The sequence below is a fragment of the Pseudoalteromonas sp. 10-33 genome (genome assembly GCF_001469195.1).
Lineage (GTDB): Bacteria > Pseudomonadota > Gammaproteobacteria > Enterobacterales > Alteromonadaceae > Pseudoalteromonas.
Genome location: NZ_LOFI01000024.1, coordinates 319,319 through 335,229, shown reverse-complemented (window position 1 = coordinate 335,229; position 15,911 = coordinate 319,319). Strand labels below are relative to the sequence as shown.

General features: G+C 41.0%; 16 protein-coding genes and 1 pseudogene. 12 read left to right on the top strand and 5 right to left on the bottom strand.

All coding sequences use genetic code 11. The annotated features are described in order from the left end of the window. Both ATS76_RS13945 and ATS76_RS13940 read left to right on the top strand, forming a co-directional pair. A partial coding sequence (locus ATS76_RS13945; protein ID WP_268795541.1) for an EF-Tu/IF-2/RF-3 family GTPase occupies nt 1–570 on the top strand: 570 nt, incomplete at its 5' end. 321 nt (nt 571–891) lie between these two features. Then, nucleotides 892–2,358 (top strand): annotated as a pseudogene (locus ATS76_RS13940) (NAD(P)H-hydrate dehydratase). An 11-nt stretch (nt 2,359–2,369) separates the two neighbouring features. Here the strand turns inward: ATS76_RS13940 and ATS76_RS13935 are convergent. The 5 genes from ATS76_RS13935 to ATS76_RS13915 form a co-directional block, all read right to left on the bottom strand. Continuing rightward, nucleotides 2,370–2,876, bottom strand: coding sequence for a hypothetical protein (locus ATS76_RS13935; RefSeq protein WP_058552599.1), 507 nt, complete (start codon nt 2,874–2,876; stop codon nt 2,370–2,372). Nucleotides 2,877–2,962: 86 nt separating this feature from the next. Continuing rightward, complete coding sequence (locus ATS76_RS19315; RefSeq protein ID WP_201023508.1) at nt 2,963–3,118, bottom strand: hypothetical protein; 156 nt, start codon at nt 3,116–3,118, stop codon at nt 2,963–2,965. Between the two features lie 251 nt (nt 3,119–3,369). After that, entirely contained in the window at nt 3,370–5,019 is a 1,650-nt protein-coding gene (gene groL / locus ATS76_RS13925; protein ID WP_058552597.1) for a chaperonin GroEL, read from the bottom strand. 49 nt (nt 5,020–5,068) lie between these two features. Beyond that, nucleotides 5,069–5,356: a co-chaperone GroES gene (locus ATS76_RS13920; RefSeq protein ID WP_006791252.1), complete on the bottom strand. Its 288-nt coding sequence runs from the start codon at nt 5,354–5,356 to the stop codon at nt 5,069–5,071. A 110-nt stretch (nt 5,357–5,466) separates the two neighbouring features. Further along, nucleotides 5,467–5,943, bottom strand: a complete 477-nt coding sequence (locus ATS76_RS13915) for an FxsA family protein (protein WP_058403830.1) — start codon at nt 5,941–5,943, stop codon at nt 5,467–5,469. A 170-nt stretch (nt 5,944–6,113) separates the two neighbouring features. Here ATS76_RS13915 and cutA point away from each other — a divergent pair, with 170 nt between their 5' ends. The 10 genes from cutA (at nt 6,114) to hfq (ending at nt 15,896) form a co-directional block, all read left to right on the top strand. Next, nucleotides 6,114–6,434, top strand: a complete 321-nt coding sequence (gene cutA, locus ATS76_RS13910) for a divalent-cation tolerance protein CutA (protein WP_058403829.1) — start codon at nt 6,114–6,116, stop codon at nt 6,432–6,434. Beyond that, a complete protein-coding gene (locus ATS76_RS13905) occupies nt 6,434–8,224 on the top strand; it encodes a protein-disulfide reductase DsbD (protein ID WP_058552596.1) in 1,791 nt (596 codons plus the stop codon). Before cutA ends, ATS76_RS13905 begins: the two co-directional genes overlap by 1 nt. Before the next feature lie 229 nt (nt 8,225–8,453). Continuing rightward, on the top strand, nt 8,454–8,906 hold the full coding sequence (aroQ, locus tag ATS76_RS13900; protein WP_058552595.1) for a type II 3-dehydroquinate dehydratase: 453 nt from the start codon (nt 8,454–8,456) through the stop codon (nt 8,904–8,906). Nucleotides 8,907–8,950: 44 nt separating this feature from the next. Further along, nucleotides 8,951–9,412 (top strand): acetyl-CoA carboxylase biotin carboxyl carrier protein, encoded by a 462-nt coding sequence (gene accB / locus ATS76_RS13895; RefSeq protein ID WP_058552594.1) that lies wholly within the window; start codon nt 8,951–8,953, stop codon nt 9,410–9,412. A 26-nt stretch (nt 9,413–9,438) separates the two neighbouring features. Beyond that, nucleotides 9,439–10,779, top strand: a complete 1,341-nt coding sequence (accC, locus tag ATS76_RS13890; protein ID WP_058403826.1) for an acetyl-CoA carboxylase biotin carboxylase subunit — start codon at nt 9,439–9,441, stop codon at nt 10,777–10,779. A gap of 126 nt (nt 10,780–10,905) precedes the next feature. Then, on the top strand, nt 10,906–11,370 hold the full coding sequence (gene tsaE / locus ATS76_RS13885) for a tRNA (adenosine(37)-N6)-threonylcarbamoyltransferase complex ATPase subunit type 1 TsaE (protein WP_058552593.1): 465 nt from the start codon (nt 10,906–10,908) through the stop codon (nt 11,368–11,370). 79 nt (nt 11,371–11,449) lie between these two features. After that, a complete protein-coding gene (locus ATS76_RS13880; RefSeq protein ID WP_442960106.1) occupies nt 11,450–12,745 on the top strand; it encodes an N-acetylmuramoyl-L-alanine amidase in 1,296 nt (431 codons plus the stop codon). Between the two features lie 36 nt (nt 12,746–12,781). Further along, nucleotides 12,782–14,623: a DNA mismatch repair endonuclease MutL gene (gene mutL, locus ATS76_RS13875; protein WP_058552591.1), complete on the top strand. Its 1,842-nt coding sequence runs from the start codon at nt 12,782–12,784 to the stop codon at nt 14,621–14,623. Nucleotides 14,624–14,633: 10 nt separating this feature from the next. Further along, nucleotides 14,634–15,551 (top strand): tRNA (adenosine(37)-N6)-dimethylallyltransferase MiaA, encoded by a 918-nt coding sequence (gene miaA / locus ATS76_RS13870; RefSeq protein ID WP_058552606.1) that lies wholly within the window; start codon nt 14,634–14,636, stop codon nt 15,549–15,551. Between the two features lie 81 nt (nt 15,552–15,632). Next, entirely contained in the window at nt 15,633–15,896 is a 264-nt protein-coding gene (gene hfq, locus ATS76_RS13865) for an RNA chaperone Hfq (RefSeq protein ID WP_006791241.1), read from the top strand. Nucleotides 15,897–15,911: the final 15 nt, after the last annotated feature.

The window sequence follows — 15,911 nt, the reverse complement described above, 5'->3', positions numbered from 1 at the left end:
GACATCGATAAGCCATTCATCATGCCTATCGAAGACGTTTTCTCAATCCAAGGTCGTGGTACAGTTGTAACTGGTCGTGTTGAAGCGGGTATCATCAACGTGAATGACGAAGTTGAAATCGTTGGTATCAAAGAGACTACTAAGTCGACTTGTACTGGTGTTGAAATGTTCCGTAAGCTTCTTGACGAAGGTCGTGCTGGTGAGAACATTGGTGCACTATTACGTGGTACTAAGCGTGAAGACGTTGAACGTGGTCAAGTACTAGCTAAGCCTGGTTCAATCAACCCACACACTACATTCACTTCAGAAGTATACGTACTTTCTAAAGATGAAGGTGGTCGTCATACTCCATTCTTCAAAGGTTACCGTCCACAGTTCTACTTCCGTACAACTGACGTAACAGGTGACGTACAGTTACCAGAAGGCGTAGAAATGGTAATGCCTGGTGATAACATCAAGATGACAGTAACTCTAATCGCACCAATCGCGATGGATGAAGGTCTTCGTTTTGCTATCCGTGAAGGTGGCCGTACTGTAGGTGCTGGTGTTGTAGCAACTATCGTAGAGTAATAATTAACGTTTAAGTTAATTAATACTAAAAAAACCCGAGCTTAGTCTCGGGTTTTTTAATGCCTGTAATTTGCCTCACGTGAAGGTGGAGCTTTTACCTCAGGCGTAGGTGCTTTGTAGCAACGTTCAATGAGTAATATTTAGCGTTTAAGCTTTTAATACCTGAACAAAAGTGATTAGTTTTCAGTTGTTTGACCCGGATAAATATGTGATCTTTAGTGCGTTTTAATAAACGAACTTACCTCGATTAAAAGCTCACAAAACTAGCCGCTTGATATGTGTATTTGATAAGGTAGGGTGTCACTTATTAGAGGGGTCTTCATGCTAAATAAACTAATATTTACTGCAAAAGAAGTTAGGGATAACGAGGCACTGGCTGCTAAAAATAGCCATTGTGAGTTATTTACCCTCATGCAGCGCGCTGGGAACGCTGTATTCAACGCTTGGCAAGACTTTAATGCACAGCATACGTTAGTTGTTGTAGGACATGGTAATAACGCTGGGGACGGTTATATTAGCGCGAGCCTAATTAAGCAAGCGGGTAAGCGAGTAACTTTGTGTGCCGTTAACCCTGAAAAAGCACTAACAGGAGATGCTGCAAAAGCGTTTAAGTTATGGCGTGATGAAGGCGGTGAAGTTAATGCTTATACGAGTGAGTTATTAAACCGAAGTGATTTAATTATAGATGCGATGCTAGGTACAGGGATCACAAGCTCGGTTCGCGATAATTTTGCTAAAATTATTAATGAAATTAGCGCCAGTAATAAACCTGTATTGAGTATAGATGTACCCTCAGGTATCAGCGCAGATACTGGCCAACCTTTAGGTATTGCTATACAAGCAAGTAAAACAATAACCTTTGTTGCTATTAAGCAGGGGCTAACAACGGCTATAGGTAAACAACATTGCGGGGAGTTAATATTTGACGATCTAAATATTGGACCTGCATTTTTTGAGCTCGCTACTTAAAGCGGCACACTTATAAATATTAAGAGCTTTAAAAAGCTTGGTGCGCGTAACCTAAATAGCCATAAAGGAACTCATGGTAAACTCCTCTGTGTAGGCGGCAATGAGGGAACGGCCGGTGCAATCCGATTAACCAGTGAAGCTGCACTTAGAGCAGGAGCGGGTATGGTAAAAGTATATACGCATTCAAGTTCTGTAGTACCTGTAAGCATTGGTAGGCCAGAATTGATGGTAAGCAGTGGCGACCTACAACAAGCGCTTGAATGGTCTAGTAGTGTGGTAATAGGGCCCGGCCTTGGGCAAAATAAATGGGCACAACACACGTTTGAAGAGGTCATATATTATTGCCAAACTAATAGCATACCACTGGTTATTGATGCCGATGCGCTAAATTTATTAGCTAAACAAACCTCATCTTACACGTTAAAGCAATGCGTACTTACACCACACCCAGGAGAAGCATCAAGGCTATTAAGTGTAACGACTCAGGAAATTGAATCTAATAGATTTGAAAATGCCCGACTGTGTGCAAAGCGCTATAATGCGACTTGCGTATTAAAAGGTGCAGGCACCTTAATTGATAATGCAGAAAACACGTGGGTGTGTGAAGACGGCAATCCGGCACTGGCCGTGGGTGGTAGTGGCGATGTACTAACTGGTATTATTGGTGCCTTACTGGCTCAAGGTTTAAATATTGATGAAGCCGCGCGCTATGGTGTAACACTGCACGCTAAAGCCGGTGATATCGCCAGTGAGCGAGACGGGCAGCGGGGTATGCTACCCTCCGATTTATTTAGCATAGTAAGACGGCTGTTAAACTGACTTTCATTAGATTAGTGTTTAGTCACTTTGCTTAAAAGCTTGGTCAGAATGAGATCTTTTTCTGCCTGAAGGAGTTTATCTTCCGTCGCTGCTTTTTCAATATTAGAAAACATCTCTAGGCGCTTTACTTTTTCATAGGCGAGCTCGCTTTTATTGAGCTCACTAACCAATACAGGTTTTACTACCCCAAAGTTAGGGTCCTCAATTTTATTAAAATCAAACTCTGCATCTAAATACTCACCGTAAGGTACGTTGTAAATAACAGCTATCCAGAGTTTTTTTTGATTTTCATCGCGAGAGTCTAACCAATGTGTTTTCGGAACTAAAATATCAGCCGAATAATAAATATCATCATAGAAAAAGTCACCATCAATTCTAAAGTAAGCGAGTGACTCTCCTTTATTGTCAGCCTGTTCTATTTCGGCCGTCAGTAATTCTTTTTTACTACCGCTTAACTCAACAAAATCTTCTTTGCTTATCCCTATATAAGGGTTTTTAAATTTTTTACGTTGCTGCATTTAGTAATTAACTTCATAAATTATTAATAATAAATGTACAGTGTTTCGCAAGTACTTGTCTATTGTTAGCTAATAAACGTAATCATTTATTCTATTTCTTCATCCGGCGGGTCGCCTGAGTCTTCTTTACGTTTTCTTTGCTCTTGTTTAGCTTTTTGAACATTTTCGTAGGTAGGTGGCGGAATAGGCATCAATGAGATAAACGGGAAAAACGCTAAAAATAGATATGCCCCTTTTGACATGCTTTTGCCCCACATTATCATTTTTAACAAAAGCCAAATAATTAAAAGCAGCAATGCCGATACTATGGTTACAAGCACCGTAAAAAAAGTAATTCCATTACTATTAAGTATGTCCATGGTGATGTTTTTTTTGCTTACACGTTATTACTACATGGTTGTAAATTAGACAATATCAATAACAAGTGTACTAAAAAGCAAAAACCCAGCAAAAGCTGGGTTTTTATATAAGCAAGGTGCTTAAACGGTGATGATTACATCATGCCGCCCATACCACCCATTCCGCCCATGCCACCCATATCAGGTGCACCAGCAGATTCATCTTTAGGGATTTCAGCAACCATAGCTTCGGTTGTGATCATTAGTCCCGCAATAGAACCTGCAAACTGTAGTGCAGAGCGCGTTACTTTAGTTGGATCTAAGATACCCATTTCAATCATGTCGTTGTATTCGCCAGTTGCTGCATTGTAACCGTAGTTACCTTCGCCGCCTTTAACTGCGTTAATAACAACAGATGCTTCATCACCAGCGTTAGTTACGATTTGACGAAGTGGGGCTTCCATTGCACGAAGTGCAACTTTAATACCGTGGTTTTGATCTTCGTTGTCGCCAAGTAGTTCAACTAGCTTGCTAGCTGCACGTACTAGGGCAACACCGCCACCAGGTACTACGCCTTCCTCAACCGCTGCGCGAGTTGCATGTAAAGCATCTTCAACACGGTCTTTTTTCTCTTTCATTTCAATTTCAGTCGCAGCGCCTACTTTAATTACTGCAACACCGCCGGCAAGTTTAGCCATACGCTCTTGTAGTTTTTCTTTATCGTAGTCTGATGTTGCTTCTTCAATTTGTGCTTTAATTTGAGCAACACGACCGGTAATGCCTTCTTCTTCGCCAGCACCATCGATAATAGTTGTATCGTCTTTAGTGATAACAACGCGCTTAGCTGTACCTAGGTCTTCAACCGTTGCTTTTTCAAGCTCAAGGCCAATTTCTTCTGAAATAACAGTACCGCCAGTTAATACAGCAATATCTTGTAACATTGCTTTACGACGGTCGCCAAAGCCAGGTGCTTTAACAGCTGATACTTTAACAATACCGCGCATGTTGTTCACTACTAATGTTGCAAGTGCTTCGCCTTCAAGGTCTTCTGCAATAATAAGTAGTGGCTTACTTGCTTTAGCAACGGCTTCAAGCGTTGGTAATAGCTCGCGGATGTTCGATATTTTTTTATCTACAAGTAGAATAAATGGGTTATCTAATTCAACGGCGCCTTTTTCAGCGTTGTTGATGAAGTAAGGAGATAGGTAACCACGGTCAAACTGCATGCCTTCTACAACATCTAGTTCGTTTTCAAGTGATTGGCCTTCTTCAACGGTAATAACACCTGTATTACGGCCTACTTTTTCCATTGCCTCTGCAATGATGTCGCCAATTTCTTTATCAGAGTTAGCTGAAATAGTACCTACTTGAGCGATAGCTTTAGTATCAGCACAAGGAACTGAAAGCGCTTTAAGTTCTGCAACAGCCGCAATGACTGCTTTGTCGATACCGCGCTTAAGATCCATTGGGTTCATGCCTGCAGCAACCGCTTTAAGGCCTTCATTAACAATAGATTGTGCAAGTACTGTAGCGGTAGTTGTACCATCGCCTGCTGCATCATTTGCTTTAGATGCAACTTCTTTAACCATTTGCGCGCCCATGTTTTCAAACTTGTCTTCAAGTTCGATTTCTTTTGCTACAGATACACCATCTTTGGTGATCACTGGAGAGCCAAACGATTTATCTAGTATAACGTTACGGCCTTTAGGACCTAATGTAACTTTTACTGCGTTTGCTAGGATGTTTACGCCCGTTAGCATTTTAGCGCGTGCGTCGCCTGCAAAAAGTACTTCTTTAGCTGCCATGTTTTAAATTCCTCTAAATTCTTAAATATGTGTTAAACGAAAAGTAGGCTTAGCCCACAATGCCTAAAATGTTGTCTTCACGCATGATCAGGTACTCTTGACCTTCGATCTTTTCAGTTTTCTCAACATATGAGCCAAATAACACAGTGTCACCGGCTTTTACTTCTAAGGCTCTAACGTCACCGTTATCTAAAATACGACCATTACCTACGGCTACGACTTCTCCGCGAGTTGATTTTTCAGCTGCAGAGCCAGTTAATACAATACCGCCAGCAGATTTTGTTTCTTCTTCTAGACGTTTAACGATTACGCGATCTTGTAAAGGACGAATGTTCATGTTTTTTAGTTCTCCTAACAGTTTCTGAACAGTACAGAAAAAAGCTTTTCTAATTTGCATTCATTAATGGGGGTAGAGTGAAAAATTCCAAGAGAAAAAATGATAATTTTTTAATCTTTTCGTTCAAACTCACCATCAATGGTTGTTGGTTGTTCGGTTTGATGTTGGTCACGCATTGAATGGGGTTGTTGAGTATAAGGTGAAGCGCCTTGTTGCATACCCGCACTCATTCGTACAGTTGCTTGACTTGCAAGGCCTGCAGCTAATTTATTACGAATTGCAGGGGTTAATAAAAGTAAGCCAAAAACGTCTGTCATAATGCCTGGCGTTAACAGTAGTACACCGGCAATAATAACGCATATTCCCGTAAATAATTCTTTAGCAGGCATTTGGCCTTGCGCCATTTGCGTTTGCGCATTTTGTAGTGCGCCCATGCCTTGTTGCTTAACCATTTTAGCGCCTAAAACTGCAGTAATAACAACCAATGCAATAGTCGCTACACCGCCTATTACGTCGCTGACTTGAATTAACAATGCGATTTCGATAATAGGAATGATAATAAACAACACAAATAAAAATCTAAACATAATGCTCTCTAAATAGGGTACTCGTAAGAGTTGATGAAATATAAGTGAGGGTTGATAGGTCTCTTTTCAAGTTTAATGAGTAGGTAGTGTCATTTAACTGGATTTCTACACATTGGCTTACCTATCAGATACTATGAAGCTAGACATCGTTCAACAAGTAAAGGTTCATAATGAATACACAATTTAAATTAATTTTTACTACCTGTAAAAACGAAGCTGAAGCACGCATGCTTGGCAAAGCCTTGGTAGAAAAAAAGCTGGCTGCGTGTGTAAATATTTTACCCGAAATGTCTTCTATTTATATGTGGGAAGGTGAGGTGAAAGAAATGACAGAAGTTAAAATGCTAGTGAAAACCAAAACAGAGAAAATGAACGATGTGTTTTTAACGATAAAAGCGATGCATAGTTACGAAGTACCCGAAATACAAGTTATTGACATAACAACCGGAAACTTAGCTTATTTTAATTGGATGGATGAGGTATTACATTAATGCGCTTTTTGTTTTTGCTATTAGTGACATTATTAATAGCCCCTGCGAAGGCTACACCAAATAATGTGCTTAACGATTTATTAGCGCCCACGCAGCAAACCTTTTTACCGGTAACACAAGCGTTTGAGTTTGACTTTGATCAGCAAGGCCGCACCTTGTTTATTGGGTGGGATATTGCGCCAGGTTACTATTTATATAAACAAAAAATAGAAATACTCGCTAAAGACGCCAGCATTGAAGTAGGAAACTTAGGTGATGGCGAAATTATCGAAGATGAATTTTTTGGTAAAACAGAGGTATTTTTTCAAAGCGTTAGTATTATCAGCAAACTGAGTAACGTCAATGAAGGCGCTGTAGTAAAGGTGCGTTATCAAGGCTGCGCTGAGGCTGGGCTATGTTACCCGCCAGAAGTTATCTCAATTCCATTAAGTGTTATTGCGGGCGAGCAATCGCAAAGTGCAGCACCGTCTAGTACCGCAAGCGCATTAACCTATTCAACATCGCAACCAGATGCCGCAGCACTCAAAAAAGACCTTACTTTTACAGAACAACTCGCTAGCCAAAGTTTAGCGATTAATTTATTGGTATTTTTTGCAGTGGGGGTTGGGCTTGCTTTTACGCCGTGTGTGTTCCCAATGTTTCCTATATTGTCGAGTTTAATTGCAGGGCAAAAAAACTTATCAACTAAAAAAGCCTTTGCACTTTCGTTCATATATATACAAGGTATGGCGGTAACTTATGCGGCGCTTGGATTAGTTGTTGCAGCATTAGGTGGGCAAGTACAGGGGTATATACAGCATCCCTACGTACTTATTAGCTTTAGCTTATTATTTGTATTACTGGCTATGTCGATGTTTGGGTGGTACGAAATAAAACTCCCTAGCAGCATGATGAGTAAGCTCACGCAGGTAAGTAATAATCAAAAAGGCGGCAATTATGTTGGCGTATTTTTGATGGGGGTATTATCTGGTTTAATTGCATCCCCTTGTACCACGGCGCCGCTATCAGCCGCTTTATTATACGTTGCGCAAAGTGGTGACTACTTAGTGGGCGGCTTGACGTTGTATGTATTGAGTTTAGGGATGGGGCTACCTTTATTATTGCTTGGTACATCGGGCGGTAAATTACTGCCTAAAGCGGGTGGTTGGATGGAGCAAGTTAAAACGTTATTTGGCTTTGTGATGTTGGTAGTTCCGCTAATATTATTAGAGCGCTTGGTCAGTGCCAACATTATATTACTTATGGCAGGTATATTGGCGTTAGCTGCTGCTTTGTACTTACACCATTGGCAAAGTAGTCAACAGCAAAGTAAATTAAAAACAGCGCTATGGTTCGCGGCCATGTTGTTGGTATTTACTGGCTTTAGCTTAGCTAAAGACTATTTTTGGCCTGTACAAATTCAAGCAAGTTCACAAAACAATGAGTTTAAACACGTTGCCAATTTAGCCGAGCTAAAAGTCGCGATTGCTGACGCAAATAAACAAGACCGACTTGTTATGGTCGACTTGTATGCCGACTGGTGTGTGGCATGTAAAGAGTTTGAACATTACACCTTTCCTGATGAAAGAGTGCAAAAAGAGTTTAGTCATTATCAGTTAATCCAAATCGATTTAACTGAAAGTGACAGCAAAACCATAGCGCTAATGGAAGAGTATGACGTATTCGGTTTACCGAGTATTTTATTTTTTAATACTCAAGGACAAGAGCTAAGTGCGTTGCGTGTGACGGGCTTTTTAAATGCTGACGATTTTGCTAAACATCTTGCTACAGTGCGTGCCAGCGCACAATAATAGTGCAATAAAGCCACTTAAGTTTACTAAGTGGCTTTGTTCTTCATACCTTTCAAAATGTACCCATAATAGTGATTGGACCAGTATTTTGCTGTTATTTACGTCGAAATCACTATAATACCCAGCTAACGTGAGAAAATGTTGCAATTTAGCTTTTTTATGCTTAGTTTAAAGTGAAAAAATAGCTGGCAATGGCTTAACTCATTACTTAGAGGGTATATCGCGTATTATGGCTGCAAAATTAAAGATTTTAGTTGTTAATGGTCCAAATTTAAACATGCTAGGAAAGCGCGAACCAGAAAAGTACGGTACGCAAACACTTAGCGAGATTATGAGCGAACTAACAGATACCGCTAATAGTCTGAATGTTGAACTTACGCACTTTCAAAGTAATGGTGAGCAAGCGCTCATAGAACGAATTCATAATGCTTGGCAAGTGGTTGATTTTATTATTATTAACCCCGCAGCATTTACGCATACAAGCGTTGCATTACGTGATGCATTGTTAAGTGTTGATATTCCGTTTTATGAGGTGCACTTGAGTAATGTGCACGCACGTGAAGCTTTTCGCCATCATTCTTATTTTTCAGATGTGGCACAAGGCGTTATATGTGGATTAGGTGCAATGGGTTACCACGCAGCATTAAATGCAGCAGTTAACCGGTCGCAAAACGCAATTTAATTTTAAAAATTAACACACTAACAAACTAACAGGCGGGTCGTGTAATGGATATTCGCAAGATAAAAAAACTGATCGAATTAGTAGAAGAATCGGGCATTGCTGAGCTAGAAATCACTGAAGGTGAAGAGTCAGTACGCATAAACCGTAATAACATGAGCGCGGGTCCAGCTTACCCACAATTTGCTCCACAACAATATGCACCAGCTCCTGCACAGCAGGCTCCAGCTCCAGCAGCACCTGTAGCAGTTGAAGCAGCACCTGCTGCACCAACGGGTCATCAGGTTAAATCACCTATGGTTGGCTCATTTTACTCAGCATCTTCTCCAGAAGCACCTGCTTACGTAGAAGTGGGCTCTAAAGTTAATGTAGGCGATACTTTATGTATCATTGAAGCCATGAAAATGATGAACCAAATTGAAGCTGATAAAGCGGGTACTGTACGCGCAATTTTAGCTGAAAACGGCGAGCCAATTGAATTTGACCAACCTCTATTCATCATTGACTAATAGCATAACGTAAAAGGCCAACTCTAATGTTAGATAAAGTAGTCATAGCAAACCGAGGTGAAATAGCACTTCGTATATTGCGCGCCTGCAAAGAGCTTGGGATCAAAACGGTTGCTGTTCATTCAACGGCGGATCGCGATCTTAAGCATGTATTGCTTGCAGATGAAACCATCTGTATTGGTAAGCCATCAGCAACAGAAAGTTATTTAGATATACCGCGCATTATTGCTGCGGCCGAAATAACTGATGCGGTAGCGATTCACCCAGGTTATGGTTTTCTTGCAGAAAACGCAGATTTTGCAGACCAAGTTGAGCAAAGTGGTTTTGTATTTATTGGGCCAAAAGGCGACACAATTCGCCTAATGGGCGATAAAGTATCTGCTATTGCCGCAATGCGTAAAGCTGGCGTTCCATGTGTACCAGGCTCTGATGGTCCTGTAACAGACGATAACGAACGCAACATGCAAATTGCTAAGCGCATTGGTTATCCGGTTATTATTAAAGCCGCTGGCGGCGGCGGTGGCCGTGGTATGCGTGTAGTGCGTAATGAAGCTGAATTAGTAAATTCAATTTCGTTAACGCAGCAAGAAGCTAAACAGTTTTTTGGTAATGGTATGGTTTACATGGAGAAATACCTTGAAAACCCACGTCATATCGAAGTACAAGTGCTAGCCGACGGACAAGGTAATGCGGTTCACTTAGGTGAGCGCGACTGTTCAATGCAGCGTCGTCATCAAAAGGTTGTTGAAGAGGCTCCTGCACCAGGCATAACAGCTGAAACACGTAAGTTTATTGGCGAGCGTTGTACACGTGCATGTATTGAAATTGGTTACCGCGGTGCGGGCACGTTTGAGTTTTTATACGAAAACGGCGAGTTTTATTTCATTGAAATGAATACCCGTATTCAAGTTGAGCACCCAGTAACAGAAATGGTTACAGGTATCGACTTGATCAAAGAGCAGCTAAAAATAGCAGCGGGTCAGCCATTATCGTTCACGCAAGACGACGTCGTTATTCGTGGTCATGCCATTGAGTGTCGAATTAATGCTGAAGACCCTGAAACGTTTATCCCGTCACCGGGTAAAATTACGCGTTTTCACCCAGCTGGTGGGTTAGGTATTCGATGGGACAGCCATATTTATGCTGACTACACAGTACCACCGCACTATGATTCGATGATTGGCAAGCTAATTACTTACGGCGAAAACCGTGATGTGGCTATTGCCCGTGCACGCAATGCACTAAACGAATTAGTAATCGATGGGATTAAAACAAACACGCCTTTGCATAAACGTATTCTTGCAGATGAGAATTTTCAAAATGGTGGAACTAATATTCACTACCTTGAGAAAAAGTTAGGTTTGTAATCTTCCTAAAATATAAAAACCGGCTTAGGCCGGTTTTTTTATGCCTGAAACTTCAATTTATCGCCATAAATAAATAATCTGGTATGATTAGCCAATATGCGCTTTTAAGTTAATTTTGAGGTAGTAATGACCCGTAGTTTTGAATCTCATTTAAATGATGAACTTGCAACTGTTGCAATGGGTAACCAAGTAGCAGCGATTATTGAGCAAGGTGCTGTGATTTATTTACATGGTGATTTAGGCGCTGGTAAAACAACGTTTACACGTGGTGTAGTGCAAGGCTTTGGCCATACAGGCAAAGTTAAGAGTCCAACTTATACACTGGTTGAACCTTACGAACTTGAGCGTGCTAACGTGTATCACTTTGACTTGTATCGTTTAGGTGATCCAGAAGAACTCGAATTTATGGGAATACGCGATTATTTTTCACCACAGGCTATTTGTGTTGTAGAGTGGCCGGAAAAGGGGGGGGAATTTATTCCTGTGCCTGATTTAGATATAACGCTAAGCTATGTCGGTGACGAGCGTAAGATTGTGTTCAAAAGTACCAGTGAACGTGGTGCAGCAATTGTCGATAAACTAAAAAAATAAATAATAAAATAGTGAAGGCAGTAATTATCAAATGAATCGAGGCGCAGTTAAACTCTCAGTTTCTCTTATGGTTTTTATCATGAGTTTTTCTTTGTGGGCACAAAACACGATAAATAGTGTGCGTGTGTGGCCATCTCCCGATAGTACACGCGTTGTATTTGATTTAGACGATAAACCCGATTTCAGTTATTTCATGCTAAAAAACCCAAGCCGCTTAGTAGTTGACCTAGAAAACACCAAAGAGCTTAAAGTACTACCCGGTGTGCCACCTAAGCACCAAATTGTTAGCAAATTACGTTACTCAAAGCCCAAAAATAAGCAAAGCGTTCGTTTAGTCTTTGAGCTAAGCGCACCCGTAAAACCAGTGCTATTTGCGCTTGCGCCTACTGGGCCATACAAAAATAGGCTTGTGGTTGATTTATATAATAAGAGTGAACCTAAGGTGGTTCCTTCACCTGCACAAAAAGCCGCTAAAAAACGCCAACTTAGCCAAGAGCGAGATATTGTAATTGCTATTGATGCAGGGCATGGCGGTGAAGATCCTGGCTCAATAGGGCCATCTGGTACATATGAAAAGACGATTACATTGCAAATTGCTAAACGTCTTGAACGAATGATCGACGCTGAACGAGGCATGATTTCGCGAATGGTACGAAGCGGCGATTACTTTGTAAAACTTAATACACGTACACATCGAGCTCGTCAGAAAAAAGCAGATTTTTTTGTATCTATTCATGCTGATGCATTTACAAGCCCAGGCCCTAATGGTGCATCCGTTTGGGTTTTATCACTGCGTAGAGCCAACTCTGAAACGGCCAAATGGATAGAGGATAAGGAAAAACACTCTGAGTTACTGGGAGGTGCGGCTGATGTAATCAAAGATGCCGCTAACGAGAAATACTTAGCGCAAGCATTGCTTGATATGTCGATGGATCATTCAATGAAAACCGGCTTAAACGTTGCCGAAGAAGTGGTTAAAGAACTTCGTAAAGTTGCTAAACTTCATAAAAAAGACCCGCAGCATGCTAGTTTGTCTGTACTTAAGTCGCCTGATATTCCGTCTATTTTGGTCGAAACTGGGTTTATATCTAACCCTCGAGAAGAAAAATTACTAAAAAGCCCAAATCATCAAGAGCGTTTAGCAAAAGCGATATTCACGTCCATTAAAAATTACTATTTGAAAAATCCACCGGATGATTCGTTGTTTGCAAAACTAAAATCGCAATACCCCACCAAACATAAAGTACGTCCGGGCGAGTCTTTAAGCATGTTGGCAAATCGCTATGGGGTGAGCATTAGTAAAATAAAAAAAGTAAATAAGCTGAGCTCAAACACGCTTTTTATTGGTCAAGAGCTCGACATACCGCAAAGTTAATCACATAAATCAGCATGCAGTTTGCTAGGAAATATCATGAATATTGAAATACTACCCGCTCGTTTAGCCAACCAAATTGCCGCAGGTGAAGTGGTTGAGCGCCCAGCGTCGGTAGTAAAAGAGCTTGTTGAAAATAGCCTTGATGCAGGTGCAACGCGTATTCAAATTGATATAGAGCGTGGCGGTCATAAGCTAATTCGTATACGTGATAATGGCTCTGGCATAGGTAAAGAAGAGCTCACACTGGCGCTTTCCCGTCATGCAACAAGCAAGCTAAAGTCACTTGATGATTTAGAAAATATTTGCTCACTGGGTTTTAGAGGCGAGGCATTGGCCTCAATTAGCTCAGTATCGCGATTAACACTCAGCTCCAAACCTAAAACTCAAGACGCTGCGTGGCAAGCATTTGCAGAGGGTCGTGATATGGCTGTACAAGTTAAGCCTATTGCCCATCCTGATGGTACAACGATTGAGGTGAAAGATTTATTTTTTAATACCCCTGCACGGCGTAAATTTTTACGTACCGAAAAAACAGAGTTTACCCATATAGATGAGCTTATTAAGCGCATAGCGCTGAGCCGGTTTGATGTATCGATTACGTTGACCCATAACGAAAAAGTAGTTAGGCAATACCGTGCAAAAACAGATCCCGCTCAAGCAATAACGCGTGTTGCACAAGTTGCAGGTAAAGCGTTTGCAGAGCAAGGGCTCCATATTCAATCTGGAGAAGCTGGTTTACAACTGCATGGCTGGGTTTTACCGGTTGGCTCAGCTAATACAACGCAGTACACGTATGTAAATAATCGTATGATGCGCGATAAGCTAATATTACACGCTATTCGTCAGGCGTTTGAAGAAGTGAGTGGGATACAAGAGTTACCTGGGTTTGTGATTTATATTGATATTGACCCACGCCAAGTTGATGTAAATGTGCACCCAGCAAAACACGAGGTACGTTTTCACCAAGGCCGTTTAGTTCACGACTTTATATTGCAAGCTATTAAGCAAGTTGTAGTGCCATTACAAGGTGAGTTTGACAATGAAGCAGTAATGACAACGGATGAGCATTTTCCTCCCTTTACTCATGCTGTGCATTCGTCAACATTTAAAGACGAAGCCAGTGGCAATTTCGACTATCCTAAGTCTCAGTTACAACCAAGTTATTCAGCTAGTTCGGGCTCATCAGGTGCTACTGGGGCTAAAAAGAGTGGTGGTGAGTACAGGGCTCCATCCAGTGCAAACCATCAAGACGTGAATGCGTTTTATCAGGGAGTGAGTGAACAACACGCAGCACACTTTGATGCGGTGGCGCAAACCGCTCAGCAAGATTCATTAGCACCTAAGCAAAGTACTATGAATAGGGTGTCTATTATTAGCCTGAATGATGGAAATTGCGTTTTTGGTGCCCAGCAGCAACTTTATTGCTCACATTTTAAATACGTCATGGTCGATGATTGGCATGAACAAATTAAGGAGCAGGGGAGCCTTGAAGGTAAAGCATTGTTATTGCCTGTACGGGTTAATTTATCAAAAGAGGATTGTTTACTAATAGAAGCACAGCAATCGTGGTTCACGCTGCTAGGTTTTGAATTAGTAATTGAAAAGCAATTTGTTATGGTTAAAAAATTGCCCTCATGCTTGTATTTACTTGATGTAAGTAATGCCATTGACGAACTGCTCAGTGCATGTAAAAAATCGCTTGAAAACATAGAGAGCTGGTTAAAATGGCAGGCTGAATGTATACCGCCGCGCTTTTATGCAAGCAATGTATTTATAACTCAACAAATGCGCTTACAAAATAATCCGGAAACTATTGAACGCTTGCGTGAAAAAGCAGTTAAAATAGAGCTAAGTCAGTATTTAGCGCAATTAAATTAGGGTGTTCGTGTTGAGTCAATTACCAGTTATATTTTTAATGGGTCCCACTGCTGCAGGTAAAACAGCATTGGCTATTTCTTTGTGTGAACACTTAAATACAGAGATAATCAGCGTCGATTCAGCATTAGTGTATAAAGGTATGGATATTGGCACTGCAAAACCTGATTCAGAAGAATTAGCTCGCGCTCCACATCATCTTATTGATCTGCTTGACCCGAGTGAAACGTATTCTGTTGCAGATTTTAGACGCGATGCTATAAAAAAAATTGATGAATTTCATCAACAAGGTAAAGTACCTGTATTAGTTGGAGGTACAATGTTGTACTTCAAAGCACTTATAGATGGTTTATCGCCTTTACCTGAGGCAAACCCGGCTATCAGGGCTCAACTTGAGTCAGAGGCTAGTGAGTTTGGCTGGCCACATTTGTACCAAGAACTAGTAAAGGTAGATCCACAAGCGGCACAAAAAATGAGTGAAAACGACTCGCAAAGAATTAACCGTGCGCTAGAGGTATATCGATTAACCGGTAAAACAATGACTGAACTGCAAAAGCAAAAGCAGCCGCCTTTACCGTATACTTTTCATCAATTTGCCATTGCGCCGCAAGAGCGAAGTGAATTACACCAGCGAATTGAAGAAAGGTTTAAAATAATGATAGATCAGGGGTTTGAAAATGAAGTTTCGGCCTTATATCTACGTAAAGATTTACACCACAATATGCCTTCTATTCGTTGTGTGGGCTATAGACAGATGTGGGATTACCTTGCGGGTGAAGTAAGTCATGATGAAATGGTATTTCGAGGTATTGCAGCAACTCGGCAATTGGCTAAGCGTCAATTAACCTGGTTGAGAAGTTGGCCTGATGTTACTTGGTTAACAACCGGCGATGAAGAAAACTTGCATCATGTAGTAAGTTCGCTAAGCTAGTAGTAGTTGGATATGATTTAGCTTTATTAAATGAGTTCAGCCACTTAATTATAATAACACCTAGAACGAAGGAAGAATAACATGGCAAAAGGCCAATCGTTACAAGACCCATTTTTGAATGCACTACGTCGTGAGCGCATTCCAGTATCAATCTTTTTGGTTAATGGCATAAAATTACAAGGTAAAATCCAGTCATTTGATCAATTTGTTATTTTACTTGAAAACACGGTAAACCAAATGGTTTACAAACACGCAATTTCAACAGTTGTACCTGCTCGCGCAGTCAACTTCCAAGGTGTTCAAGGGAGCGATGACACTGAAGAACCAGAAGCTGGAAACTTTTAATTAGGAGCGTAATGC